Annotated in this window: 20 protein-coding genes; 4 read left to right on the top strand and 16 right to left on the bottom strand. The window is 61.7% G+C overall.

Features of this window, described 5'->3' with window-relative positions; genetic code table 11:
* Positions 1–187: 187 nt before the first annotated feature.
* The 11 genes from ACN0X6_RS22440 to ACN0X6_RS22390 all read right to left on the bottom strand — a co-directional run bounded on the left by ACN0X6_RS22440 (position 188) and on the right by ACN0X6_RS22390 (position 12520).
* On the bottom strand, positions 188–1783 hold the full coding sequence (locus ACN0X6_RS22440) for an isocitrate lyase (protein ID WP_417707375.1): 1596 nt from the start codon (positions 1781–1783) through the stop codon (positions 188–190).
* A 559-nt stretch (positions 1784–2342) separates the two neighbouring features.
* Positions 2343–3152 carry a secretin N-terminal domain-containing protein gene (locus ACN0X6_RS22435; protein ID WP_417707373.1) on the bottom strand — a complete coding sequence of 270 codons (810 nt, stop codon included), beginning with the start codon at positions 3150–3152 and terminating at the stop codon, positions 2343–2345.
* Positions 3149–3790, bottom strand: coding sequence for a histone acetyltransferase HPA2 (locus tag ACN0X6_RS22430; RefSeq protein ID WP_417707371.1), 642 nt, complete (start codon positions 3788–3790; stop codon positions 3149–3151). The genes ACN0X6_RS22435 and ACN0X6_RS22430 overlap by 4 nt, the downstream gene beginning before the upstream one ends.
* Positions 3791–3798: 8 nt before the next feature.
* Positions 3799–4224, bottom strand: a complete 426-nt coding sequence (locus ACN0X6_RS22425) for a GNAT family N-acetyltransferase (protein WP_160018124.1) — start codon at positions 4222–4224, stop codon at positions 3799–3801.
* Positions 4217–5383: a JmjC domain-containing protein gene (locus tag ACN0X6_RS22420; protein ID WP_417707368.1), complete on the bottom strand. Its 1167-nt coding sequence runs from the start codon at positions 5381–5383 to the stop codon at positions 4217–4219. Before ACN0X6_RS22420 ends, ACN0X6_RS22425 begins: the two co-directional genes overlap by 8 nt.
* Positions 5384–5461: 78 nt before the next feature.
* Complete coding sequence (gene purB, locus ACN0X6_RS22415; protein ID WP_143503831.1) at positions 5462–6832, bottom strand: adenylosuccinate lyase; 1371 nt, start codon at positions 6830–6832, stop codon at positions 5462–5464.
* A gap of 147 nt (positions 6833–6979) precedes the next feature.
* Positions 6980–7843 carry a DMT family transporter gene (locus ACN0X6_RS22410; protein WP_417707366.1) on the bottom strand — a complete coding sequence of 288 codons (864 nt, stop codon included), beginning with the start codon at positions 7841–7843 and terminating at the stop codon, positions 6980–6982.
* Between the two features lie 2 nt (positions 7844–7845).
* Positions 7846–8466 (bottom strand): high frequency lysogenization protein HflD, encoded by a 621-nt coding sequence (gene hflD / locus ACN0X6_RS22405; protein ID WP_417707364.1) that lies wholly within the window; start codon positions 8464–8466, stop codon positions 7846–7848.
* The gene (gene mnmA, locus ACN0X6_RS22400; protein WP_417707362.1) at positions 8463–9575 is read right to left on the bottom strand and encodes a tRNA 2-thiouridine(34) synthase MnmA; all 1113 of its coding nucleotides are present in this window, start codon (positions 9573–9575) and stop codon (positions 8463–8465) included. The genes hflD and mnmA overlap by 4 nt, the downstream gene beginning before the upstream one ends.
* Before the next feature lie 140 nt (positions 9576–9715).
* Entirely contained in the window at positions 9716–10156 is a 441-nt protein-coding gene (locus ACN0X6_RS22395; RefSeq protein WP_417707360.1) for an NUDIX hydrolase, read from the bottom strand.
* Positions 10157–10291: 135 nt separating this feature from the next.
* Entirely contained in the window at positions 10292–12520 is a 2229-nt protein-coding gene (locus tag ACN0X6_RS22390; protein WP_417707358.1) for an NADP-dependent isocitrate dehydrogenase, read from the bottom strand.
* Between the two features lie 357 nt (positions 12521–12877).
* On the opposite strand from ACN0X6_RS22390, the gene icd reads away from it, so the two are divergent.
* Positions 12878–14134, top strand: coding sequence for an NADP-dependent isocitrate dehydrogenase (icd, locus tag ACN0X6_RS22385; RefSeq protein WP_417707357.1), 1257 nt, complete (start codon positions 12878–12880; stop codon positions 14132–14134).
* 135 nt (positions 14135–14269) lie between these two features.
* Here the strand turns inward: icd and cspD are convergent, their stop codons facing one another.
* Positions 14270–14539, bottom strand: coding sequence for a cold shock domain-containing protein CspD (cspD, locus tag ACN0X6_RS22380; protein WP_417707355.1), 270 nt, complete (start codon positions 14537–14539; stop codon positions 14270–14272).
* A gap of 231 nt (positions 14540–14770) precedes the next feature.
* Here cspD and clpS point away from each other — a divergent pair, with 231 nt between their 5' ends.
* Both clpS and clpA read left to right on the top strand, forming a co-directional pair.
* Positions 14771–15133: an ATP-dependent Clp protease adapter ClpS gene (gene clpS, locus ACN0X6_RS22375; RefSeq protein ID WP_147810860.1), complete on the top strand. Its 363-nt coding sequence runs from the start codon at positions 14771–14773 to the stop codon at positions 15131–15133.
* 29 nt (positions 15134–15162) lie between these two features.
* Entirely contained in the window at positions 15163–17433 is a 2271-nt protein-coding gene (gene clpA / locus ACN0X6_RS22370) for an ATP-dependent Clp protease ATP-binding subunit ClpA (RefSeq protein ID WP_074678625.1), read from the top strand.
* A gap of 95 nt (positions 17434–17528) precedes the next feature.
* Here the strand turns inward: clpA and infA are convergent, their stop codons facing one another.
* From infA to trxB, 4 genes are all read right to left on the bottom strand, one after another.
* Complete coding sequence (infA, locus tag ACN0X6_RS22365) at positions 17529–17747, bottom strand: translation initiation factor IF-1 (RefSeq protein WP_002553999.1); 219 nt, start codon at positions 17745–17747, stop codon at positions 17529–17531.
* 135 nt (positions 17748–17882) lie between these two features.
* Positions 17883–18590 carry an arginyltransferase gene (locus ACN0X6_RS22360; protein WP_417707352.1) on the bottom strand — a complete coding sequence of 236 codons (708 nt, stop codon included), beginning with the start codon at positions 18588–18590 and terminating at the stop codon, positions 17883–17885.
* A 54-nt stretch (positions 18591–18644) separates the two neighbouring features.
* The gene (aat, locus tag ACN0X6_RS22355; RefSeq protein WP_417707350.1) at positions 18645–19325 is read right to left on the bottom strand and encodes a leucyl/phenylalanyl-tRNA--protein transferase; all 681 of its coding nucleotides are present in this window, start codon (positions 19323–19325) and stop codon (positions 18645–18647) included.
* Positions 19326–19380: 55 nt separating this feature from the next.
* The gene (gene trxB / locus ACN0X6_RS22350) at positions 19381–20331 is read right to left on the bottom strand and encodes a thioredoxin-disulfide reductase (RefSeq protein ID WP_021489176.1); all 951 of its coding nucleotides are present in this window, start codon (positions 20329–20331) and stop codon (positions 19381–19383) included.
* Positions 20332–20524: 193 nt separating this feature from the next.
* Between trxB and ftsK the strand changes: the two genes are divergently transcribed.
* Positions 20525–22930, top strand: a complete 2406-nt coding sequence (ftsK, locus tag ACN0X6_RS22345) for a DNA translocase FtsK (RefSeq protein WP_417707348.1) — start codon at positions 20525–20527, stop codon at positions 22928–22930.
* Positions 22931–22943: the final 13 nt, after the last annotated feature.

Raw genomic sequence — 22943 nt, 5'->3', positions numbered from 1 at the left:
CCCATCAGGTTGACATCGTTTCATCGGGTGCGGCGAGTCTTTGCAGGCCAGGAGGGTAGGCATTTGCGGCGGTATTGGTGCGCAGGACGCAAGCTGCGGCCAGGCATAAAAAAAGCCCCGGCAAAGCCGGGGCGGATTAGGCAAACAGACTGCTGCGGATGCGTGGTCCGCAGCAGGGGAACCGTTCTTAGTGGAACTGGTTCATGGTGTTGTCTTTACCGCTCGCCTTCAGAGCTGCTTCGCCAGCGAAGTACTCCTTGTGGTTGTCGCCGATGTCGGAGCCCGCCATGTTCTGGTGCTTGACGCAGGCGATACCCTGACGCAGTTCCTGACGCTGCACGCCTTTCACGTAGGCCAGCATGCCCTGGTCGGCGAAGTAGCCCTTGGCCAGGTTGTCGGTGGACAGCGCCGCAGTGTGGTAGGTCGGCAGGGTGATCAGGTGGTGGAAGATGCCTGCCTGAGCCGAGCCGTCGCGCTGGAAGGTGCGGATCTTCTCGTCGGCAACCTGGGCCAGTTCGGTTTCGTCGTACTCGACGCTCATCAGCTTGGCGCGGTCGTAGGCGGAAACGTCCTTGCCTTCGGCAACCATGGCATCGAACACCTGCTGACGGAAGTTCAGGGTCCAGTTGAACGAGGGGCTGTTGTTGTAAACCAGCTTGGCGTTCGGGATGGTCTTGCGGATTTCGTTGACCATGGCGGCGATCTGACCAACGTGCGGCTTCTCGGTTTCGATCCACAGCAGGTCGGCACCGTTCTGCAGGCTGGTGATGCAGTCCAGTACGCAGCGCGCTTCACCGGTGCCAGCACGGAACTGGAACAGGTTGGACGGCAGGCGCTTCGGACGCAGCAGCTTGCCGCCACGGTTGATCACGACGTCACCGTTGCCCAGGTCGGCAGCAGACACTTCTTCGCAATCGAGGAAGCTGTTGTACAGGTCGCCCAGGTCGCCCGGCTCGTTGGTCACGGCGATCTGCTTGGTCAGGCCGGCGCCCAGGGAGTCGGTGCGCGCAACGATCACGCCGTTGTCGATGCCCAGTTCGAGGAAGGCGTAGCGAACGGCAGCGATCTTGGCGAGGAAGTCGGCGTGAGGAACGGTCACTTTACCGTCCTGGTGGCCGCACTGCTTCTCGTCGGAAACCTGGTTCTCGATCTGGATGCAGCACGCACCGGCTTCGATCATGCGCTTGGCCAGCAGGTAGGTGGCTTCCGGGTTACCGAAGCCAGCATCGATGTCGGCAATGATCGGGACGATGTGGGTCTCGAAGTTGTCGATCTGGTTCTGGATTTCGGCAGCCTTGGCCTGATCGCCAGCTGCGCGAGCTGCGTCCAGAGCGGTGAACAGCAGATCCAGTTCGCGGCTGTCGGCCTGACGCAGGAAGGTGTAGAGCTCTTCGATCAGGTCGGAGACGGCAGTCTTCTCGTGCATCGACTGATCCGGCAGCGGGCCGAAGTCGGAACGCAGAGCGGCAACCATCCAGCCGGACAGGTAGAGGTAGCGCTTGTTGGTGGTCTTCAGGTGCTTCTTGATCGAGATCAGCTTCTGCTGACCGATGAAGCCGTGCCAGCAACCCAGCGACTGGGTATAGACGGAGGAGTCGGCGTCGTACTCTTCCATGTCCTTGCGCATGATGTCAGCGGTGTACTGAGCGATTTCCAGACCGGTCTTGAAGCGGTTCTGAGCGCGCATACGGGCGACGGACTCGGGGTTGATAGCGCTCCAGCTGCTGCCGAACTTCTCTTTCAGAGCGGCTACAGCCTTGATGTCGTTTTGATATGCGGACATGGTCAATCCTTCAAGAAATGTGTTGGTTGAGCACCGACTACCCACACAATGCGTGCACGGATGCAGCGGCTGCGGGAGGCTTCCACTTTGACGGCGAGAATACGGCTGGGGCGAGGATTGACCGCGAGGAGGGGGATGTGGCGAACAGTTCGAGAGCATCGCTTGGGCCGGTTGGCTCGTGGAAACCTTGGGCACTTGCTGGGCTTTCGATCTGTCTGACGCTAAACGCTTCCCCGTCCCTCAGGACAACTTCGTTCCAGTCGCAACCTCGTCGTACGGCCTTGTGGGCTGTTGGGACACGGACCGCTGCGAAGTACTTCGCGGGCGGTCTGGAGATCCTTTTCAGGACCCCTGGCTAGCGGGAGCGAGGCCATCATGCCTCTGGGGAAATGCTTCGTCAAACGTTTTGTAGTGCTTTTTTAAAACTACTACATATTCAGTAGGCGACTGACTGGTCACGCTTGGTAGCCCATGGGGCGGGCGTTTCAGGCATTGTGCGGGCTGCGCGAGTTGTCCATCGTTCCTGTGGGGGGAAGGGGTTCGACTTTGGTCGGGGGTGTCAGTCGAGAGCTTCGACTTTGACGCGCAGCGACATGTCTTCGCGACCCTGGGTCGTGTGCCGACGCAACACGTCGCGGCCGCTGGAGCTGGTTTGCTCGCTGACGCCACCCAGGATGATCCACTCGCCGAGACGACCGCTGACGCGCGTATCGGTGCTTTGCACGTCGATCACGCCGGGGCGGCTGTTGCTGACGCGATCACGCTGGCTGCTGATGGAAACATGGACCAGCTCGCCGGAGAGACTGGCGGTCACGTAGAAGCCGCGAGTCACGTCGCGATATTGAGTGTCCTGGTAGACCTGGCCGTACGGCCCGGTGCCGGTGGTGGTCAGCGGTACGCTCTGGCCGACCTGAATCAGTGCCGGATAGCCTTCGGTAGCCTGTACCTGCTGGGTGCCGCCACCACGGCTGTCGGTGCTGCGGCGGATGATGCGCACCTGGTCGCGACCGTTCACTTCGCCGCGGCCGACCTGTACTTCGGCATTGCCGGCACTGAGCGTGCCGTCGACGCGATAGCCACGGTCGTTCTGGTAGTTGCTGTCGGCGCTTTCCACGGTGATCAGCAGGCGACGAGGGCGGGTGTCGAGTTGCTGCAGCAGTACGCGCACCTCACCGATCTTGGCTGGGGACGCATTGACGATCAGCTGATTGCCGTAAGCGCTGACCTTGCCTTCGCTGCCAAGCATCGATTGCACCACGCCGAGCACGTCATCGGCGGTGCGGTAATTCAGCGGGATCACCTCGGTGGCCGCATGCAGCGGCAGGCACAGGCCGAGAAGCAGGGCGGCGAACAGCGTGCGCAGGGTCATAGCAGAAAACTCCGCAGATCAGGGTCGGTAATGCTGGTATCCCAGGCCTGGTCGAACTGGGTCTGGCGTTGGCGCACGCGCGCCGGATCGTTGTACAGGGTGTAGCCGGATTGTTGATCGAGTTCAGGCCGCAGGAACAGGCCTCTGTCGTCGGCGATCAGGTAGGCCTGATCGATGCTGGCGTAGTCCGGGTTGAGTTTGCGGATATGCAGGTTGGAGGGCAATCGGCGTGACAGGGCGAGCAGCCGGTGACCTTCCTTCACGGCACGGGTCGGGTCACGCAGCAGGATGCGCAGGCTCGCCCGTGGGCTGCTCAGCAAGAATCGCGTGCAGGCCTGCTGCACGCTGCTGTGATGATAGAGCCAGGGCTCCAGATCATCGCTGTACAGGCACAGATTGCGCTGGGCCTGCTGGATCAACGCCAGGATGTGGGCGCGAGCCTGCTGAGGCTGGCTGAAACGCTCCAGGTGCTCGTGCTGACCGAGTATGAACGGGGCGGGCTCCCATTGCGCCACATCGGGCGTAGCGGATTCTGGATTGTGCACGGCAAAACGCCCCGGCGACTCGAATTCGATCGCCGCCAGTTCGCTGGGCTCTGGCGTATCGATCGTTTCGACCGGGGCGTGTTTGTCGTTCATCGATGCCTCTACTGGCTGCTGCGCACCATGTCCACGTGCGAAATACCGGCGTCGAGGTACTCGTCGCTGACAATCCTGAAGCCTAGCCTTTCATAGAACGGCGTGGCGTGCACCTGAGCGGTGAGCATTTGCTGATGCAGCCCGCGTTTTTCCGCTTCGGCAATTACCGCCTGCATCAGTTTTTCGCCCACTTTCAGGCCGCGCCAGTCCTTGAGCACCGAAACGCGACCGATATGGCCGTCGGGCAGCAGGCGCGCGGTGCCCACCGGGTAATCGCCTTCCTCGGCAATAAAGTGCACGGCGTCGGTATCCTCGGCGTCCCATTCCAGTTCCGGCGGTACCGATTGCTCGGCGACGAACACGCTGTCGCGGATACGCCGAAGCTCGGCATTGTCCCTATGCCAGTCCGCGACACGGACGGTGATCTCACTCATCGGCAAATCCCAGGCTGCCTTGCTTGACCAGTTCCCACAGCAGGGTACGCCCCTCGTCGTCGGCCAGCCAGGCGCCGAGGTTTTCCACATGTAACGCATCGGCGCTGCAGATCAGTTTCAGCAGTTCGCGCAGGCGGGCCGAGACCAGGCGGCTCTGACCGCTGGCGAACAGCACCAGGTCTTCACCGACCTCCGACCAGGCCATGCGGGCGCTGGGGTTGCGGATGAGGATCGCGCCATCTTCCAGGGCACCGAGGAAATCTTCCTCCTCGATCTCGATGCCGGCAACCAGCTCCGGGTACTTGGGCTCGGTCATGAACTGGCCGAACCAGGTCATCAGCAGGCGCTCGTCGCTCATGTGCTCGTTGAGCAGGGCCTTGAGGCGCTCCAGAGCGTCGCGCTGGATCTGGTTGGGATCCTCGCTCGGCTGGATGTCGGCATCGCTGTAGCGCTGTTCGTCGGGCAGGAACTGGCCGAGAAAATCGGTGAAATGGGTCAGTACTTCAGCGGCGCTCGGCGCGCGAAAGCCCACGGAATAGGTCATGCAATCATCCTCAGCGGTGCCACAGTGGGCGAGGCATGGCGGCAGGTAGAGCATGTCGCCGGGTGCCAGCACCCATTCATCGGTTGGTTCGAATTGAGCCAGGATCTTCAGATCGGCGTGGGGAAGCAGCGGGCTATCGGCATCGCACATCTGGCCAATCTGCCAGCGACGATGGCCGTGAGCCTGCAGCAGGAATACGTCGTAGTTGTCGAAATGCGGGCCGACGCCGCCGCCGGGAGCAGCGAAGCTGATCATCAGGTCGTCGATGCGCCACTTGGGCAGGAACTTGAAATCCTCCAGCAGCTCGGCCACTTCCGGGACGAACTGGTCGACGGCTTGTACCAGCAGCGTCCAGTCGCGCTCGGGCAGGTCCTGGAAGCTGTCCTCGTTGAACGGGCCGCGCTGCAGCTCCCAGGGGCGCTCGCCGTGCTCGATCACCAGGCGCGACTCGATTTCTTCTTCCAGCGCCAGGCCGGCCAGTTCGTCCGGGCTGATCGGGCTTTCGAAGTCGGGGATTGCCTGGCGCACCAGCAGCGGCTTTTTCTGCCAGTAGTCGCGCAGGAATTCACGGGCTGTGAGGCCACCCAGCAATTGCAGCGGAGTATCAGGATTCATCAGTAAGCCCTTGAAATAGATAAAAACCTTAAAACAAAAACGCCCGGCTCAGCCGGGCGTCCTCGAGGCTGATCGCGCTTAAATGCGCTTGGCCTGGGCCACGGCGTTGCCGATGTAGCGCGCCGGGGTCAGTTGCTTGAGCTCTTCCTTGGCGGCGGCCGGCATATCCAGCCCGTCGATGAAGGCCAGCAGGGCCTCGGGGCTGATGCCCTTGCCACGGGTCAGCTCCTTGAGCTTCTCGTACGGGTTCTCGATGGCGTAGCGGCGCATGACGGTCTGGATCGGCTCGGCGAGCACTTCCCAGCAGGCATCCAGGTCTTCAGCGATTTTCTGAGCATTGAGCTCCAACTTGCTGATTCCCTTGAGGCTGGCTTCATACGCGATGACACTGTGAGCGAAGCCGACACCCAGGTTGCGCAGCACGGTGGAGTCGGTCAGGTCGCGCTGCCAGCGGGAGATCGGCAGCTTGCTGGCCAGGTGCTGGAAGATCGCGTTGGCGATGCCCAGGTTGCCTTCGGAGTTCTCGAAGTCGATCGGGTTGACCTTGTGCGGCATGGTCGAGGAGCCGATCTCGCCGGCGACGGTCTTCTGCTTGAAGTAGCCGAGGGAGATATAGCCCCACACATCGCGGTCGAAGTCGATCAGGATGGTGTTGAAGCGGGCGATGGCGTCGAACAGCTCGGCGATGTAGTCGTGCGGCTCGATCTGGGTGGTGTAGGGATTCCAGGTCAGGCCCAGGTCACCTTCGATGAACTGGCGCGCGTTGGCTTCCCAGTCGATGCTCGGGTAGGCGGACAGGTGGGCGTTGTAGTTGCCGACGGCGCCGTTGATCTTGCCCAGCAGCGGCACGGCAGCGACCTGAGCGATCTGGCGCTCCAGGCGGTGGACGACGTTGGCCAGTTCCTTGCCCAGGGTGGTCGGCGAGGCCGGCTGGCCATGGGTGCGCGAGAGCATCGGCACGTCGGCGAACTTCACCGCCAGCTCGCGGATTGCGCCTGCCAGTTGCTTCATCAGCGGCAGCAGCACGCTGTCGCGGCCTTCGCGCAGCATCAGGGCGTGGGACAGGTTGTTGATGTCCTCGCTGGTGCAGGCGAAGTGGATGAACTCGCTGACCTTGTCCAGCTCCGGCAGCTTGGCAGCCTGCTCCTTGAGCAGGTATTCCACGGCCTTGACGTCGTGGTTGGTGGTGCGCTCGATTTCCTTGACGCGCTCGGCGTGCTCGACGGCGAAGTTCTCGGCCAGCTCGTTGAGCAGGGCGTTGGCTTCGGCGGAGAAGGGCGCGACTTCCGGGATGCCTTCGTGGGCAGCCAGGCGCTGCAGCCAGCGCACTTCGACCAGTACACGGCTACGGATCAGGCCGTATTCGCTGAAGATGGGGCGCAGGGCGCTGGTTTTGCCGGCGTAGCGGCCGTCGACGGGGGAAACCGCGGTGAGCGAGGAAAGCTGCATGTAGGCGTTCTCGGGCTGTCGGGCTGAAAAGCCATCCGGGGCGCTGTGCATCGTGCCGGCTTGGATGAAGCGGGCGCTGGCTCAGGTGCCTGGACGACCTCTGACGAAAAGGGCGCACATCATACATGAAAACCAGCGCTTGGCCGCCTATGCCCTGCGTCTTGCGACCGATAACAGACTGGCGGCGAAGATCAATGCCGCACCGAGCAGCGACAGGGTGTCCGGCGTCTCGTCCCAGAGCAGCCAGGCGATGATGCCGGCGAAGACGATGGCCAGGTAGGCGACCGGGCCGATCAGCCCTGGCGGTGCCAGGCCGTAGGCGCGTGACATGATCACCTGGCTGGCGGTGGCCAGCAGGCCGATGCCCAGCAGCCAGCTCAGTTGCGTGGAGTCGAGCGGTTGCCAGCTCCAGGTCAGCGGGATGGCGGAGAACAGCGCGCTGAACAGCGAGAAATAGAAAACGATGCGGGTGGCGGGTTCGCTGTCGCTCATCTCGCGGATGGAGACGAAGGCGAAGGCCGCCAGCAGGCTGGCTGCCAGGCCGAACAGCGCGGGACCCTCGAACAGGGCGGCGCTGGGCTTGGCCACCAGCAGCACGCCGCACAGGCCGATCAGGCTGCAGACCAGCATGCGCCGAGTCAGCGGCTCCTTGAGCCAGAGGTGCGCGATCAGCGGGGTGAATACCGGTGCCGAATAGGTGAACAGCATGGCGTCAGCCAGCGGCAGATGGGCGATGGCGTAGAAAAAGCAGTACATCGCCGCCAGGCCGTAGGTGGTGCGCCAGAGATGGGATTTCAGCCGTGTCGTGCGCAGCGGTCGCACGCCGCGTACCAGCAGCAGCGGCAAAAAGAACAAGACGCCGACCAGGTTGCGAAAGAACACCACCGACTCGTTGTTGACGCTGACGGATATCTCGCGAATGCCGACGCCGGTAAAGGCGAACAGCAAGGCCGACAGTGCCAGCAGCAGGGCACCCTGAAGGGGTTTGACACTGCGGCTGGCGGGTTCCATGGTCAGCTTCGCGTCAGTTCGTAGAGTTCTTTGAGCAGCTTGCTGCGGCTGAACACCAGCTGCCAGCGGTGGCCGCCGAGTTGACGCCACAGGCGCGCCGAGCGGATGCCGGCGAGCAGCAGGGCGCGGATTTTCGCGGCGTTGTTCGGCTGCTGCAGAAAGCGCATGTCGCCATGCACCTGGATGCGCTGACGGAAGGTGCTGATGGTGTCCTGATACAGGCCGCCGCACGCAGCGATGACGTTGTCATGGACCAGGCCGAAATGCTCGACCTGTTGCTGGATCTGATCCAGGCGACTGCCCATGACCTGCATCATGTCGCCGCGCTTGTCCAACTGGCGCTCCAGGCCGATCATCGCCAGCGCATAGCGCAGCGGCTCGCGCTGCAGGGCGGACGGATTGCGCTCCAGCGAACTGATCAGTGCGCGATAGCCGTCGCGCAGGTTGAGGTCGTCGCCGCCGTATACGTCCAGCGTGCTTTTCGGGTCGCGCACCAGCAGGCTGCCGAGCATGCAGCCCATGGAGGCTTCGCTGACCTGACCGGTGCGGGCGATCTTGTCGGCCAGGGAGGCCGCTTCGAAGACGGCGCCGAGGGCCACCAGTTGCTCCTGAATCGGGCTCATCGGGCGTCCTCGTACCAGGCTTCTGCGGTTTCGATCACACCGCCACCCAGGCACACCTCGCCGTCATAGAACACCACGGACTGCCCGGGCGTGACGGCGCGCTGCGGCTCGTCGAACACGGCGCGATAGCCGTTCTCGGTCTTCTCCAGGGTGCAGCGCTGGTCGCTCTGGCGGTAACGCACCTTGGCGGTCAGGCGGCGCGGGCTGCTCAGATCCAGCGGGTTGACCCAGTAGATGTCCGAGGCGAGCAGGGCGCGCGAGAACAGCCAGGGGTGTTCGTTGCCCTGGCCAACGATCAGAACGTTGCGCGTCAGGTCCTTGCGCAGCACGTACCAGGGATCGTCGCTGGCATCCTTGAGGCCGCCGATACCCAGGCCCTGGCGCTGGCCGATGGTGTGGTACATCAGGCCATGATGGCGGCCGATGACCTGACCTTCGGTGGTCTCGATGTCACCCGGCTGCGCCGGCAGGTACTGCTTGAGGAAGTCGCTGAAGCGGCGTTCGCCGATGAAGCAGATACCGGTGGAGTCCTTCTTCTTCGCGGTGGCCAGCTCGTATTTCTCGGCAATGGCGCGCACCTGTGGCTTTTCCAGCTCGCCGACCGGGAACAGGGTTCTGGCGATCTGTTCGCCGCCGACGGCATGCAGGAAGTAGCTCTGGTCCTTGTTCGGGTCCAGGCCCTTGAGCAGTTCGGTGCGTCCATCGATATCACGGCGACGTACGTAGTGGCCGGTGGCTATCAGGTCGGCGCCGAGCGACAGTGCGTAGTCGAGGAAGGCTTTGAACTTGATCTCGCGGTTACACAGGATGTCCGGGTTCGGCGTACGTCCGGCCTGGTATTCGGCCAGGAAATGCTCGAACACGTTATCCCAGTACTCGGCGGCGAAGTTGGCGGTGTGCAGCTTGATGCCGATGCGGTCGCATACGGCCTGTGCGTCGGCCAGATCGTCCATGGCGGTGCAGTATTCGGTGCCGTCGTCTTCGTCCCAGTTCTTCATGAACAGGCCTTCGACCTGGTAGCCCGCCTCGATGAGCAGCAGGGCGGAAACGGACGAATCGACACCGCCGGACATGCCGACGATCACGCGTTGGGTGCTAGGTGCTTGCATGGGAGTCTGCGAGTGAAGCCTGAAAAGTTGCCGAGTCTACCAGAAAGCCTGCCTCAGGTAGGGCGCGCGTGCGCGCCAGGTGGGCGCCGCGGTGCCGATGATGCGCACGGCACACCCTGCGCAAAGGCGTACGCTTGCGATCAATCGCGCACCAACTCCAATGGCCCGCAGATACCGGCGAGGTAGTCGTCGACGCAACGCAGCACCAGCTCGCTGCGCCAGCGCTCGGGCTGTGCGGCCAGTTCATCGCGTGTCAGCCAGATGATGCTGCTGATATCGCTATCGAGCTCGCGCTCTGGATCATGGTGCACGGGACGGGCGCTGAAGCACACGCGTTGATAGGTCACGCCATTGCTCGGCGCGGTATAGAGATAGATGCCAAGCAGGCCAGTGAGCTCCACCTTCCAGCCGGTTTCTTCGAGCGTCTCGCGCAGCGCAGCATCGCGTAGGGTCTCGTCGGCTTCCAGATGCCCGGCCGGCTGGTTGAGTACCAGGCGGCCGGCCTTGAACTCTTCGACGAACAGGAAACGGCCATCATCTTCGATCACCGTGGCCACGGTGATATGGGGTTGCCACACCATCTGAAACTCTCCGGAGTAGGGTGCGCCGCGCGCACCGACTATCACCATCTTTATGTCTGTAACCATCAAGCAAGGGATCTGGCCTAACGAAAAACCCCGGCACAGGGCCGGGGTTCTTTTCACGCACAGGCCTTATCAGGCATTGAGTGCGGCCAGAGCGGCGTTGAAGGTGGCGCTGGGGCGCATCACCTTGCTGGTCAGCTCGGGGTTGGAGCGGTAGTAGCCACCGATTTCGACCGGCTTGCCCTGTACGGCAGCCAGTTCGCCAACGATGGTCGCTTCCTGATCGGTCAGTTGCTTGGCCAGCGGGGCGAAGCGGGCTTTCAGCTCGGCGTCGTCATTCTGCTCGGCCAGGGCTTGTGCCCAGTACAGGGCCAGGTAGAAGTGGCTGCCACGGTTGTCGATCTCGCCGACCTTGCGCGCCGGGGACTTGTTGTTGTCCAGCAGCTTGCCAGTGGCTTGATCCAGGGTCTTGCCCAGTACCTTGGCCTTGGCATTGTTGGTCTTGATGCCGGTTTCTTCCAGCGACACGGCCAGGGCCAGGAACTCGCCCAGGGAATCCCAGCGCAGGTAGTTCTCTTCGACCAGTTGCTGCACGTGCTTGGGTGCCGAGCCGCCGGCGCCGGTTTCGTACATGCCGCCGCCAGCCATCAGCGGAACGATGGACAGCATCTTGGCCGAGGTGCCCAGTTCCATGATCGGGAACAGGTCGGTCAGGTAGTCGCGCAGGACGTTGCCGGTCACCGAGATGGTGTCCTGGCCACGGATCATGCGCTCCATGGATACGCGGATGGCTTCGTTGTAGCCCATCATGCGGATGTCCAGGCCGGTCAGGTCGTAATCCTTGAGGTACAGTTCGACCTTCTTCTGCAGTTCGCGGTCGTGGGCGCGTTCCGGGTCCAGCCAGAAGATGGCCGGGGTTTCGGACTGACGGGCGCGGGTAACGGCCAGCTTGACCCAGTCGCGAATCGGCGCGTCCTTGGTCTGGCAGGCGCGCCAGATGTCGCCGGCTTCGACCTGGTGCTGCATCAGCACGGTGCCGTCGGCAGCCACGACGCGCATGGTGCCGTCGGCGGTCATTTCGAAGGTCTTGTCGTGAGAACCGTACTCTTCGGCCTTCTGCGCCATCAGGCCGACGTTCGGCACGGTGCCCATGGTGGTCGGGTCGAACGCACCGTTGGTTTTGCAGAAATTGATCATTTCCTGATAGATGCGCGCGTAGGTGCTCTCAGGCATGACGGCCTTGGTGTCTTTCTGCTTGCCGTCCTTGCCCCACATCTGGCCGGAGTTGCGGATCATCGCCGGCATCGAGGCGTCGACGATGACGTCGCTCGGGATGTGCAGGTTGGTGATGCCCTTGACCGAGTCGACCATGGCCATTTCCGGGCGATGGGCATAGACCTCGTGGATGTCGTGCAGGATTTCTTCCTGCTGCGAGGCTGGCAGCGACTTGATCTTGTCGTAGACGCTGCTGATACCGTTGTTCGGGTTGACGCCCAGTTCCTTGAACAGATCGCCGTACTTGTCGAACACGTCCTTGTAGTAAACGCTGACAGCGTGGCCGAAGACGATCGGGTGGGAGACCTTCATCATGGTCGCCTTGACGTGCAGGGACCACATCACGCCGGTTTCCTTGCAGTCCTGCAGGGTCTTCTCGAAGAAGTCACGCAGCTTGCGGCAGCTCATGAACATGCTGTCGAACACTTCGCCTTCCTGCAGGGCGAGTTGTTTCTTGACTTCGACCTTGCCGTCCTTGCCGACGAACTCGATACGCACGTCACCGGCCTTGGCCATGGTGATCGATTGCTCGCTGGAGAAGAAGTCGCCGCCGCGCATGTAGTCGGCGTGGGACTGCGAAGCCATGCTCCACTTGCCCATGCTGTGCGGGTGTTTGCGGGCATAGGCCTTGACGGCGGCTGGAGCGCGGCGGTCCGAGTTGCCTTCACGCAGGACCGGGTTCACGGCGCTGCCCAGGATCTTGGCGTAGCGGGCGCGTACTTCCTTGTCTTCGTCGTTCTGCGGATCTTCCGGGAAATCCGGAATGTTGTAGCCCTGAGCCTGCAGCTCGGCGATGGCGGCCTTGAGCTGAGGGACGGAAGCACTGATGTTCGGCAGCTTGATGATGTTGGCGTCGGCTTGCAGAGTCAGCTCGGCCAGTTTGGCCAGGTCGTCATCGATGCGCTTGTCGGCGTCCAGGCGGTCGGCAAAGCTTGCCAGAATCCGTCCAGCAAGAGAGATGTCGCGGGTTTCAACGGAGATGTCAGCCGAGGCGGCAAAGGCTTCTACAATGGGCAGAAGCGAATAGGTAGCGAGGGCCGGAGCTTCGTCGGTGAAGGTGTAGATGATCTTCGAAGGGGTGGACATTTAGGGTTAACTCTCTTCTTTGCTGAGCGCGCATAGAAACTCGACCTGCGCGGGTAGGCGCTTGAGCCCCATGATGGCGGGGCTGGGTCGAGGACTCGCCGCGGTGATGTTGGATGCACCCGTAGAGTGTCGAGCATTTCGAGCCGGCAGACAGTGGTGGCCGTTGACCGGTTTCAAGAGGTTGCTGCCTGGTTCCAGACAGGTCGCCCCTTATGACTCGTTAGTCACCTAAGCAGTATACCACTGCGACACCTCGCCACAGAATGCCCAGTTGCATAAGACCTTTGCACATGTGTCTCCGCGAGCGGTTTGCGCTACTCTCGGGAGTGCCTGTCCAACCACAAGATGGAGTCCAGCATGGGATACCAAAAGATCCAGGTGCCAGCCAGCGGTGACAAAATCACCGTCAACGCCGATATGTCGCTGACTGTTCCGGACAACCCGATCATCCCGTTCATCGAGGGTGATGGAATTGGCGTCGATATTTCTCCGGTGATGATCAAGGTCGTCGACGCTGCCGTCGAAAAAGCCTACGGCGGCGCTCGCAAGATCTCCTGGATGGAAGTTTACGCCGGTGAGAAAGCCACTCAGGTTTACGATCAGGACACCTGGCTGCCGAAAGAAACCCTCGAGGCTGTACGTGATTACGTGGTTTCGATCAAAGGCCCGCTGACCACGCCGGTGGGTGGCGGTATCCGTTCATTGAACGTGGCCTTGCGCCAGGAACTCGACCTCTATGTCTGCCTGCGCCCGGTGCGTTGGTTCGAAGGCGTGCCAAGCCCGGTGAAGAAGCCGGGCGACGTCGATATGGTGATCTTTCGCGAGAACTCCGAGGACATCTACGCCGGTGTCGAGTGGAAAGCTGGCAGCCCCGAGGCCGAGAAGGTCATCAAATTCCTCACCGAGGAAATGGGCGTCAAGAAGATCCGTTTCACCGACATGTGCGGTATCGGCATCAAGCCGGTTTCCGAGGCGGGCACCAAGCGCCTGGTGCGCAAGGCCCTGCAATATGCCGTGGACAACGACCGCAGCTCGGTGACCCTGGTGCATAAAGGCAACATCATGAAGTTCACCGAAGGTGCCTTCAAGGAGTGGGGCTACGAGATCGCTCGCGAAGAGTTTGCTGCCGAGCTGCTCGACGGTGGCCCGTGGATGCAGTTCAAGAATCCGCGCACCGGCAAGAACATCGTGGTCAAGGATGTGATCGCCGACGCCATGCTGCAGCAGATCCTGCTGCGTCCGGCCGAATATGACGTGATCGCCACCCTCAACCTCAATGGCGACTATCTGTCCGATGCCTTGGCGGCCGAAGTCGGCGGCATCGGCATCGCGCCCGGCGCCAACCTGTCCGATTCGGTGGCCATGTTCGAGGCGACTCACGGCACGGCGCCCAAGTATGCCGGTCAGGACAAGGTCAACCCGGGTTCGGTCATTCTCTCCGCCGAGATGATGCTGCGTCACATGGGCTGGGCCGAAGCGGCCGATCTGATCATCAAGGGCACCAACGGCGCCATCGCCGCCAAGACCGTGACCTATGACTTCGAGCGTCTGATGGAGGGTGCGAAGCTGATGTCGTGTTCCGCGTTCGGCGATGCGATGATCAGCCATATGTGACCCGTTCACTGATCGACAGCATGAAAAAAGGCCGGTCATATGACCGGCCTTTTGGTGTTCAGCACCTCCATGTGCTTCAGCCCTTCGGGGCTTGCGCGCAAAAACGCTCCCGGCGTTTTTGTGGCTGCAGCAGACTCAGACTTCGACAGTGCTCGCGATATCTTGCGCCTGGGGTACGGCCACGGGGGCGTCCTGGTTGGCGGTAACCGCGCTGATATTGATGGCATGCAGTCCTTTGGGGCCTTGCACGATCTCGAAGCGGACCGGCTGGCCGGCCTTTAGTGTCTTGTAACCGTCCATCTGGATAGCCGAGTAGTGGGCGAACAGGTCCTCATCTCGGCCGTCGGCCAGGATGAATCCATAGCCTTTGGCGTTGTTGAACCACTTGACCTTACCGCTGAGCATGCTGATATCCCTCTGCAAAGGACTCCATCTCTGGAGTATCATCCACTTCGATTCCGCGCGATAACCGACCAGGCTGGGCGAAGGCGTGGAATCCCTGATACCCACCAGTGGGTATTCATTTGTTGTAACACCCTTTTGCCGTTAGTCAAGGCTATACGGCGGATGGCTGAGAACTCAGTCAAACTCCCTCTAGCATCCCTGTTCGCCCGGCCTTGAACCTCTGATCTCAGCATGCATGCAAGTAGCCAGATTCGACTAACATTCAATCAGGATCACCCGGCAGAGCATGAGGATGACTCCTCTGGTATCGCTGTTCAGGAATCCAAGCCAGCATTGCAGGCACCACCGATGTACAAGGTGGTCTTATTCAATGACGACTACACCCCGATGGATTTCGTCGTCGAAGTGCTCGAAACGTTTTTCGGCATGAACCGGGAGCTGGCGACCAAGATCATGCTGGCCGTCCATACAGAAGGGCGTGCGGTGTGCGGTGTGTACACCCGTGATATTGCGGAGACCAAGGCAATGCAGGTCAACCAGTACGCGCGCGAGTGCCAGCATCCGCTACTCTGTGAAATAGAGAAGGACGGTTAACGCCGGCCACTTGGGTATGAGGTGAAGCTATGTTGAATCGAGAGCTCGAAGTCACCCTCAATCTGGCTTTCAAGGAGGCCCGTGCCAAGCGTCATGAATTCATGACGGTCGAGCATCTGCTGCTCGCCTTGCTGGACAATGAAGCGGCGGCCAGCGTTTTAAGGGCCTGTGGGGCCAACCTCGACAAGCTGCGCCATGATTTGCAGGAGTTCATCGACTCCACCACGCCGCTGATTCCTCAGCATGATGAAGACCGCGAAACGCAGCCAACGCTTGGCTTCCAGCGCGTCCTGCAGCGTGCGGTATTCCATGTGCAGAGCTCCGGCAAGCGTGAAGTGACCGGCGCCAACGTGCTGGTCGCGATCTTCAGCGAGCAGGAAAGCCAGGCCGTGTTCCTGCTCAAGCAGCAGAGTGTGGCCCGTATCGATGTGGTCAACTACATCGCCCACGGCATCTCCAAGGTGCCTGGGCATGGCGATCAGCACGAAAATGATCAGGACATGCAGGATGACGAGGGCGGCGAGTCCTCCGCTTCCGGTAATCCGCTGGATGCCTACGCCAGCAACCTCAATGAGTTGGCTCGTCAGGGGCGTATCGATCCGCTGGTCGGCCGCGAGCACGAGGTCGAGCGCGTTGCGCAGATTCTCGCTCGCCGGCGCAAGAACAACCCATTGCTGGTAGGTGAGGCCGGTGTCGGCAAGACAGCCATCGCCGAAGGCCTGGCCAAGCGCATCGTCGACGAGCAGGTGCCTGACCTGCTGGCTGATAGCGTGGTGTATTCGCTCGATCTCGGTGCATTGCTGGCCGGTACCAAGTACCGCGGCGACTTCGAGAAGCGCTTCAAGGCGCTGCTCAACGAGCTGCGCAAAAGACCGCATGCCATCCTCTTCATCGACGAGATTCACACCATCATCGGTGCGGGTGCTGCATCGGGCGGCGTGATGGATGCATCCAACCTGCTCAAACCAATGCTGTCGTCCGGAGAGATTCGCTGCATAGGTTCGACCACCTTCCAGGAGTTTCGCGGCATCTTCGAGAAGGACCGCGCGCTGGCGCGGCGCTTCCAGAAAGTCGACGTGGTCGAGCCTTCCGTGGAGGATACCGTGGGTATCCTCAGGGGGCTCAAGGCGCGCTTCGAGCAGCACCATCACATCGAATACAGCGACGAAGCCCTGCGTGCAGCGGCCGAGTTGGCTGCGCGCTACATCAACGACCGCCACATGCCGGACAAGGCTATCGACGTGATCGACGAGGCGGGGGCTTACCAGCGCCTGCAGCCGGAAGAAAAGCGTGTGGCGCGTATCGAGGTGGCGCAGGTCGAGGACATCGTGGCCAAGATCGCGCGGATTCCGCCGAAGCACGTGTCCAGTTCCGACAAGGAGCTGCTGCGTAATCTGGAGCGTGACCTCAAGCTCACGGTATTCGGTCAGGACGCCGCCATCGACTCGCTGGCAACCGCGATCAAGCTGTCGCGTGCGGGCCTCAAGGCGCCGGACAAGCCGGTCGGCTCCTTCCTGTTCGCCGGTCCTACTGGTGTGGGCAAGACCGAGGCCGCACGGCAGTTGGCCAAGGCCATGGGTATCGAACTGGTGCGTTTCGACATGTCCGAATACATGGAGCGCCACACCGTGTCGCGCCTGATCGGTGCGCCACCCGGTTACGTTGGTTTCGACCAGGGCGGCCTGCTGACCGAGGCGATCACCAAGCAGCCGCACTGCGTATTGCTGCTCGATGAAATCGAGAAAGCGCACCCGGAAGTCTTCAACCTGCTGCTGCAGGTCATGGACCACGGCACGCTGACTGACAACAACGGGCGCAAGGCGGACTTCCGCAACGTGATCCTGATCATGACCACCAACGCCGGTGCGGAAACCGCCTCGCGTGCGTCGATCGGTTTCACTCAGCAGGATCACTCCACCGATGCCATGGAAGTCATCAAGAAGAGCTTCACGCCGGAGTTCCGCAACCGCCTGGACACCATCATCCAGTTTGGCCGCCTGAGTCACGAGACCATCAAGAGCATCGTCGACAAGTTCCTCACCGAACTGCAGGCGCAGCTGGAAGACAAGCGCGTCACGCTGGAAGTCAGCGATGCGGCGCGTGGCTGGCTGGCCGAGCGTGGTTACGATGTGATGATGGGCGCGCGGCCGATGGCGCGTTTGATCCAGGACAAGATCAAGCGTCCGCTGGCAGAGGAGATCCTCTTTGGCGAACTGGCCGAGCATGGCGGTGTGGTACACATCGACGTCAAGGATGGCGAGCCCAGCTTCGAGTTCGAGACGGCGGCAGAAGTCGCCTGATCGAATGGCCTCAGGTTCACTGAAAGCCCGGGTGGCTTTCAGTGAACCAACGAAAACGCCCGGCATATGCCGGGCGTTTTCGTTTGGTGCTTGGCTTAACGGGCGCGGTAGGTGATGCGGCCCTTGCTCAAGTCATAAGGTGTCAGCTCAACGCGCACCTTGTCACCAGTGAGAATGCGGATGTAGTTCTTGCGCATCTTGCCGGAGATGTGCGCGGTAACGACGTGCCCGTTTTCCAACTCCACGCGGAACATGGTGTTGGGCAGGGTGTCGACGACAGTGCCTTCCATTTCGAAGCTGTCTTCTTTCGACATGCAGTAAAGCCCTCGGTATCCAGGAAATGGCCCGGTGCAACTGGCGCCAGGCAAAAGCGGCGTGCATTGTGCCCGAAAACAGGGGGCTGCGCCAAGTGGCTTGGAGTGTCGAGCTGGCTGGGGGTGGCAGAGGGGCTAGGTAAGCAGTGTCCAGCGCTGATTGACGAAGAGTTCGATGGGGCGGTACTGGGTCTTGTAGTTCATCTTGCGACAATTCTTGATCCAGTAGCCGAGGTAGACGGCCTCCAGCCCCAGGCGCTGGCTCTCGCCGATTTGCCAGAGGATGGCGAATCGCCCCAGGCTGCGGCGTTCTTCGGTGGGGTCATAGAAGGTATAGACCGCCGACAGGCCGTTTGGCAGAACGTCAGTGACTGCGATGGCGGCCAGTCTGCCCTGCAGACGAAACTCATAGAAACGTGAGAACGGCAGATCGCGAATCAGAAAGGTCGAGAACTGGTCGCGGCTCGGTGGATACATGTCACCGTCAGCGTGGCGCTGCTCGATATAGCCCACGTAGAGATCGTAATACTCTTCAGTGAATGCCGGGCGCACGCAGCGAACGACGATGTCTTCATTGCGCTTGAGGATGCGTCGCTGCTGGCGGTTAGGTGTGAAGCGTGCAGCAGGAATGCGCGCAGGAATGCAGGCGCTGCACTGCTGGCAATGCGGTCGGTAGAGATGGTCGCCGCTGCGGCGAAAGCCCATTTCCGAAAGTTCCGCATAAACCAGCACATCCATGGGCTGACTGGGGTCGAGAAACAGGGTGGTGGCCTGCTCTTCCGGCAGATAGCTGCATGGATGGGGTTGAGTGGCATAGAACTTCAGGCGGGCCAGCTCGGTCATGGCGGTGTCTCTGGGAAGCCTGACAAGGAGTGTAAGCCAGGCTGAGAAGATCGACTAGGCGAGCCAGTCTGCTCCGTTGGGCAGATCGAGGTGACGCTGCAGATACGCGGCGAAGCTGGCGCGCGGTATGGCTCTGGCGCCGAAGCTGTGCAGGTGCTGCGTGGGCATCTGGCAATCGATGAGGACGAAGCCCCAGTCTCGCAGCTTGCCGACCAGCGTGGCGAAACCCACCTTGGAGGCATTGTCGGCACGGCTGAACATGGATTCGCCGAAAAACAGCTGGCCCATGGCCAGGCCGTAAAGCCCGCCGACCAGTTCGTCCCCGTGCCAGACTTCCACGGAATGGGCGATGCCGCGCTGGTGCAGCTGCAGGTAAGCCTCCTGCATGTCGCAAGTAATCCAGGTGCCGTCGGCGTAAGTGCGGGGCTCGGCGCAGGCCTGTATGACGGCGGCAAAGTTCTGGTCGAAGGTGACGCGATAGCGCTGCTGGCGCAGCAGTTTGGCCAGGCTTCGGGAAACGTGCAGCTCATCAGGAAGCAGAACGGTGCGCGGATCGGGCGACCACCAGAGAATCGGCTGGCCATCCTGAAACCAGGGGAAGCAGCCGTGCCGATAGGCGCTTATCAGGCGGTCGGCGCTCAGGTCGCCGCCGGCAGCCAGCAGACCGTTGGGTTCACGCATGGCTTTTGCCAGTGGCGGAAACTGCAGTGAGTCACGTTGCAGCCAGGTCAGCATGTGCGCTTGTCCAGCGGAAGAGGGTAGGGCGAGCCTTGGCGCTCGCCCTTGTCCATCAATTACCGTCGAGAAACTTCTCGACATCCAAGGCGGCCATGCAGCCTGCGCCGGCCGAGGTGATGGCCTGGCGATAGATGTGGTCGGCCACGTCGCCAGCGGCGAACACGCCTTCGATGCTGGTGGCAGTGGCATTGCCTTCGCTGCCGCCCTTGATCTTCAGGTAGCCGTCATGCATGTCCAGCTGGCCGACGAACAGCTCGGTGTTGGGTTTGTGGCCGATGGCGATGAACACGCCAGCCAGAGCCAGTTCCTTGGTGCTGCCGTCGAGGGTGCTTTTCAGGCGCATGCCGGTCACGCCGGTCTGGTCGCCCAGCACTTCGTCAAGGGTGTGGTTCCAGTGCAGGCGCATGTTGCCGTTCTCGACCTTGTCGAACAGCTTGTCCTGCAGGATCTTCTCCGAGCGCAGTTTGTCGCGGCGGTGCACCAGGTGCACTTCCTTGGCGATGTTCGACAGATACAGCGCCTCTTCCACAGCGGTGTTGCCGCCACCGATCACGGCGACCACCTGGTTGCGATAGAAGAAGCCATCGCAGGTGGCGCAGGCGGAGACACCCTTGCCGGAGAAGGCTTCTTCCGACGGCAGGCCAAGGTACTGGGCGCTGGCGCCGGTGGCGATGATCAGTGCATCGCAGCTGTAGGTGCCGCTGTCGCCCTTGAGCACGAAGGGGCGGCTCTGCAACTCGGCGGTATGGATGTGGTCGTAGATGATCTCGGTGTCGAAGCGCTCGGCGTGCTTCTGCATGCGCTCCATCAGTGCCGGGCCGGTGAGACCTTCGACGTCACCCGGCCAGTTGTCCACTTCGGTGGTGGTGGTGAGCTGACCGCCAGGCTGGATGCCGGTGATGACCACGGGTTTGAGGTTGGCGCGTGCGGCATAAACGGCGGCGCTGTAACCGGCGGGGCCGGAACCCAGGATGATCAGGCGGGAATGCTTGACTTCGCTCATAAAAAAACCCCATAAGCCTTTGTCACAAAAGAGAATGCGTGCTCCAATTGAGCCGCATGGAAGCTGCTGGCGGCTATGCTACACCGAAGCGGGGTGGCTGCGGGAGCTTGGCAATTGGCCTGGGCGTCAGGCTGGCCCTACAATAGGCCGCTTCGCGGTTAACCCTCAGATGGACGCGCCAAGGGCGCAGGAAATGGCTGTTTTGAAGAATTCCACCACCCAGATTACCGACTGGCGTCAGAAGCTTCAGTATCGTCTGAAGGAAGGCGCATTGATCGCCCTGGGCGCGATGTGCCTGTATCTGCTGATGGCACTGTTGACCTACAACGTCGCCGACCCGGCGTGGGACAACAGTGTGCAGGTCGAGCGCATCATCAATGCCGGCGGCAGCATTGGCGCCTGGCTCTCCAGTGCACTGTTCGGCGCGCTGGGTTATTTCGCCTACATCTTCCCACTCCTGCTGGCCGCCAAGACCTGGCAGGTGTTCCGCACGCGCAATCAACCCTGGCACTGGAACGGCTGGCTATTTTCCTGGCACAGCATCGGTCTGGTATTCCTGATTCTTTCCGGCGCTGCGCTGGGCGACATTCATTTCGCAGCGGATGCCGGCATGCAGGGCTCCGGTGGCGGCATGCTCGGTGCCAGCCTTGGCGATCTGGCCGTGCATGCGCTGAACGTGCAGGGTAGTACGCTGTTGTTCCTGGCGCTGTTCCTGTTCGGTTTGACCGTATTCACCGACCTGTCCTGGTTCCGCGTGATGGACCTGACCGGCAAGATCACCCTCGATCTGATCGAGCTGATCCACGGCGCCATCACCGGCTGGTGGAATGCCCGTAGCGAGCGCAAGCAGATGAAAATTCAGTTGCGCGAGCTGGACGAGCGGGTCACCGAGGTGGCTGCGCCCGTGGTGTCGGATCGTCGTGAGCAGGCCAAGGTCAAGGAGCGCCTGCTCGAGCGCGAAGAGTCGCTGAGCAAGCACATGAGCGAGCGCGAGAAGCGTCCTGCGCCGGTAATCGCGCCGCCGCCTGTGGCCAAGGCGCCAGAGCCGAGCAAGCGCGTGCAGAAGGAAAAGCAGGCGCCACTGTTCGTCGACAGCGCGGTGGAAGGTACCTTGCCGCCGATTTCCCTGCTCGACCCGGCGGAAGCCAAGAAGGTCGAGTACTCGCCTGAATCGCTCAAGGGCGTCGGTCACCTGTTGGAAATCAAGCTCAAGGAGTTTGGCGTCGAGGTCGCGGTGGACTCGATCCATCCTGGCCCGGTGATCACCCGCTACGAAATTCAGCCGGCCGCCGGGGTCAAGGTCAGCCGCATTGCCAACCTGGCCAAGGACCTGGCGCGTTCGCTGGCCGTGACCAGTGTGCGGGTCGTGGAGGTCATTCCAGGCAAGACCACCGTCGGTATCGAGATTCCCAACGAGAACCGCCAGATCGTGCGCTTCTCCGAAGTGCTGTCGACGCCCGAATATGACGATGCCAAGTCGCCGGTCACCCTGGCGCTGGGGCACGATATCGGCGGTAAACCGGTGATCACCGATCTGGCCAAGATGCCGCACCTGCTGGTGGCGGGCACCACCGGTTCCGGTAAGTCGGTGGGCGTGAATGCGATGATTCTGTCGATTCTGTTCAAGTCGAGCCCGGAAGACGCCAAACTGATCATGATCGACCCGAAAATGCTCGAGTTGTCGATCTACGAAGGCATTCCGCACCTGCTTTGCCCGGTCGTCACCGACATGAAGGAGGCGGCCAACGCCCTGCGTTGGAGCGTTGCCGAGATGGAGCGGCGCTACAAGCTGATGTCGAAAATGGGCGTGCGCAACCTGGCGGGCTTCAACCGCAAGGTCAAGGATGCCATCGAGGCCGGCGAGCCGTTGTCCGATCCGCTGTTCCGTCGCGAAAACATGGACGACGAAGCGCCGCTGCTCAAGCCTCTGCCGACCATCGTCGTGGTGGTCGACGAATTCGCCGACATGATGATGATCGTCGGCAAGAAGGTCGAAGAGCTGATTGCCCGTATCGCCCAGAAGGCACGGGCGGCGGGTATTCACCTGATTCTCGCCACCCAGCGCCCGTCCGTGGACGTGATCACGGGTCTGATCAAGGCCAATATCCCGACCCGCATGGCGTTCCAGGTGTCGAGCAAGATCGACTCGCGCACCATCATCGACCAGGGTGGCGCCGAGCAGTTGCTCGGCCACGGTGACATGCTCTACATGCCGCCCGGCACCAGCTTGCCCATTCGTGTTCACGGCGCCTTCGTCTCGGACGATGAAGTGCATCGTGTGGTCGAAGCCTGGAAGCTGCGCGGTGCGCCGGATTACAACGAAGACATTCTCGCCGGCGCCGAAGAGGGTGGCGGCAGCTTCGAAGGTGGCAGTGGTGAAGGCGGCGAGGGCAGCGAGGAAGACCCGTTGTACGACGAAGCGGTCAACTTCGTGCTGGAAAGCCGTCGCGCATCCATTTCCGCCGTGCAGCGCAAGCTGAAGATCGGCTACAACCGCGCCGCACGCATGATCGAGGCGATGGAAATGGCTGGCGTGGTCAGCTCGATGAATACCAACGGATCACGCGAGGTGCTTGCACCCGGCTCATCCCGTGACTGAGTGTTACGCCTCG

The organism is Pseudomonas sp. (assembly GCF_048269965.1).
In the GTDB taxonomy this organism is placed as follows: domain Bacteria; phylum Pseudomonadota; class Gammaproteobacteria; order Pseudomonadales; family Pseudomonadaceae; genus Aquipseudomonas.
The sequence above is the reverse complement of the archived record's forward strand: the minus strand, read 5'-3'. Positions and strand labels throughout refer to the sequence as shown.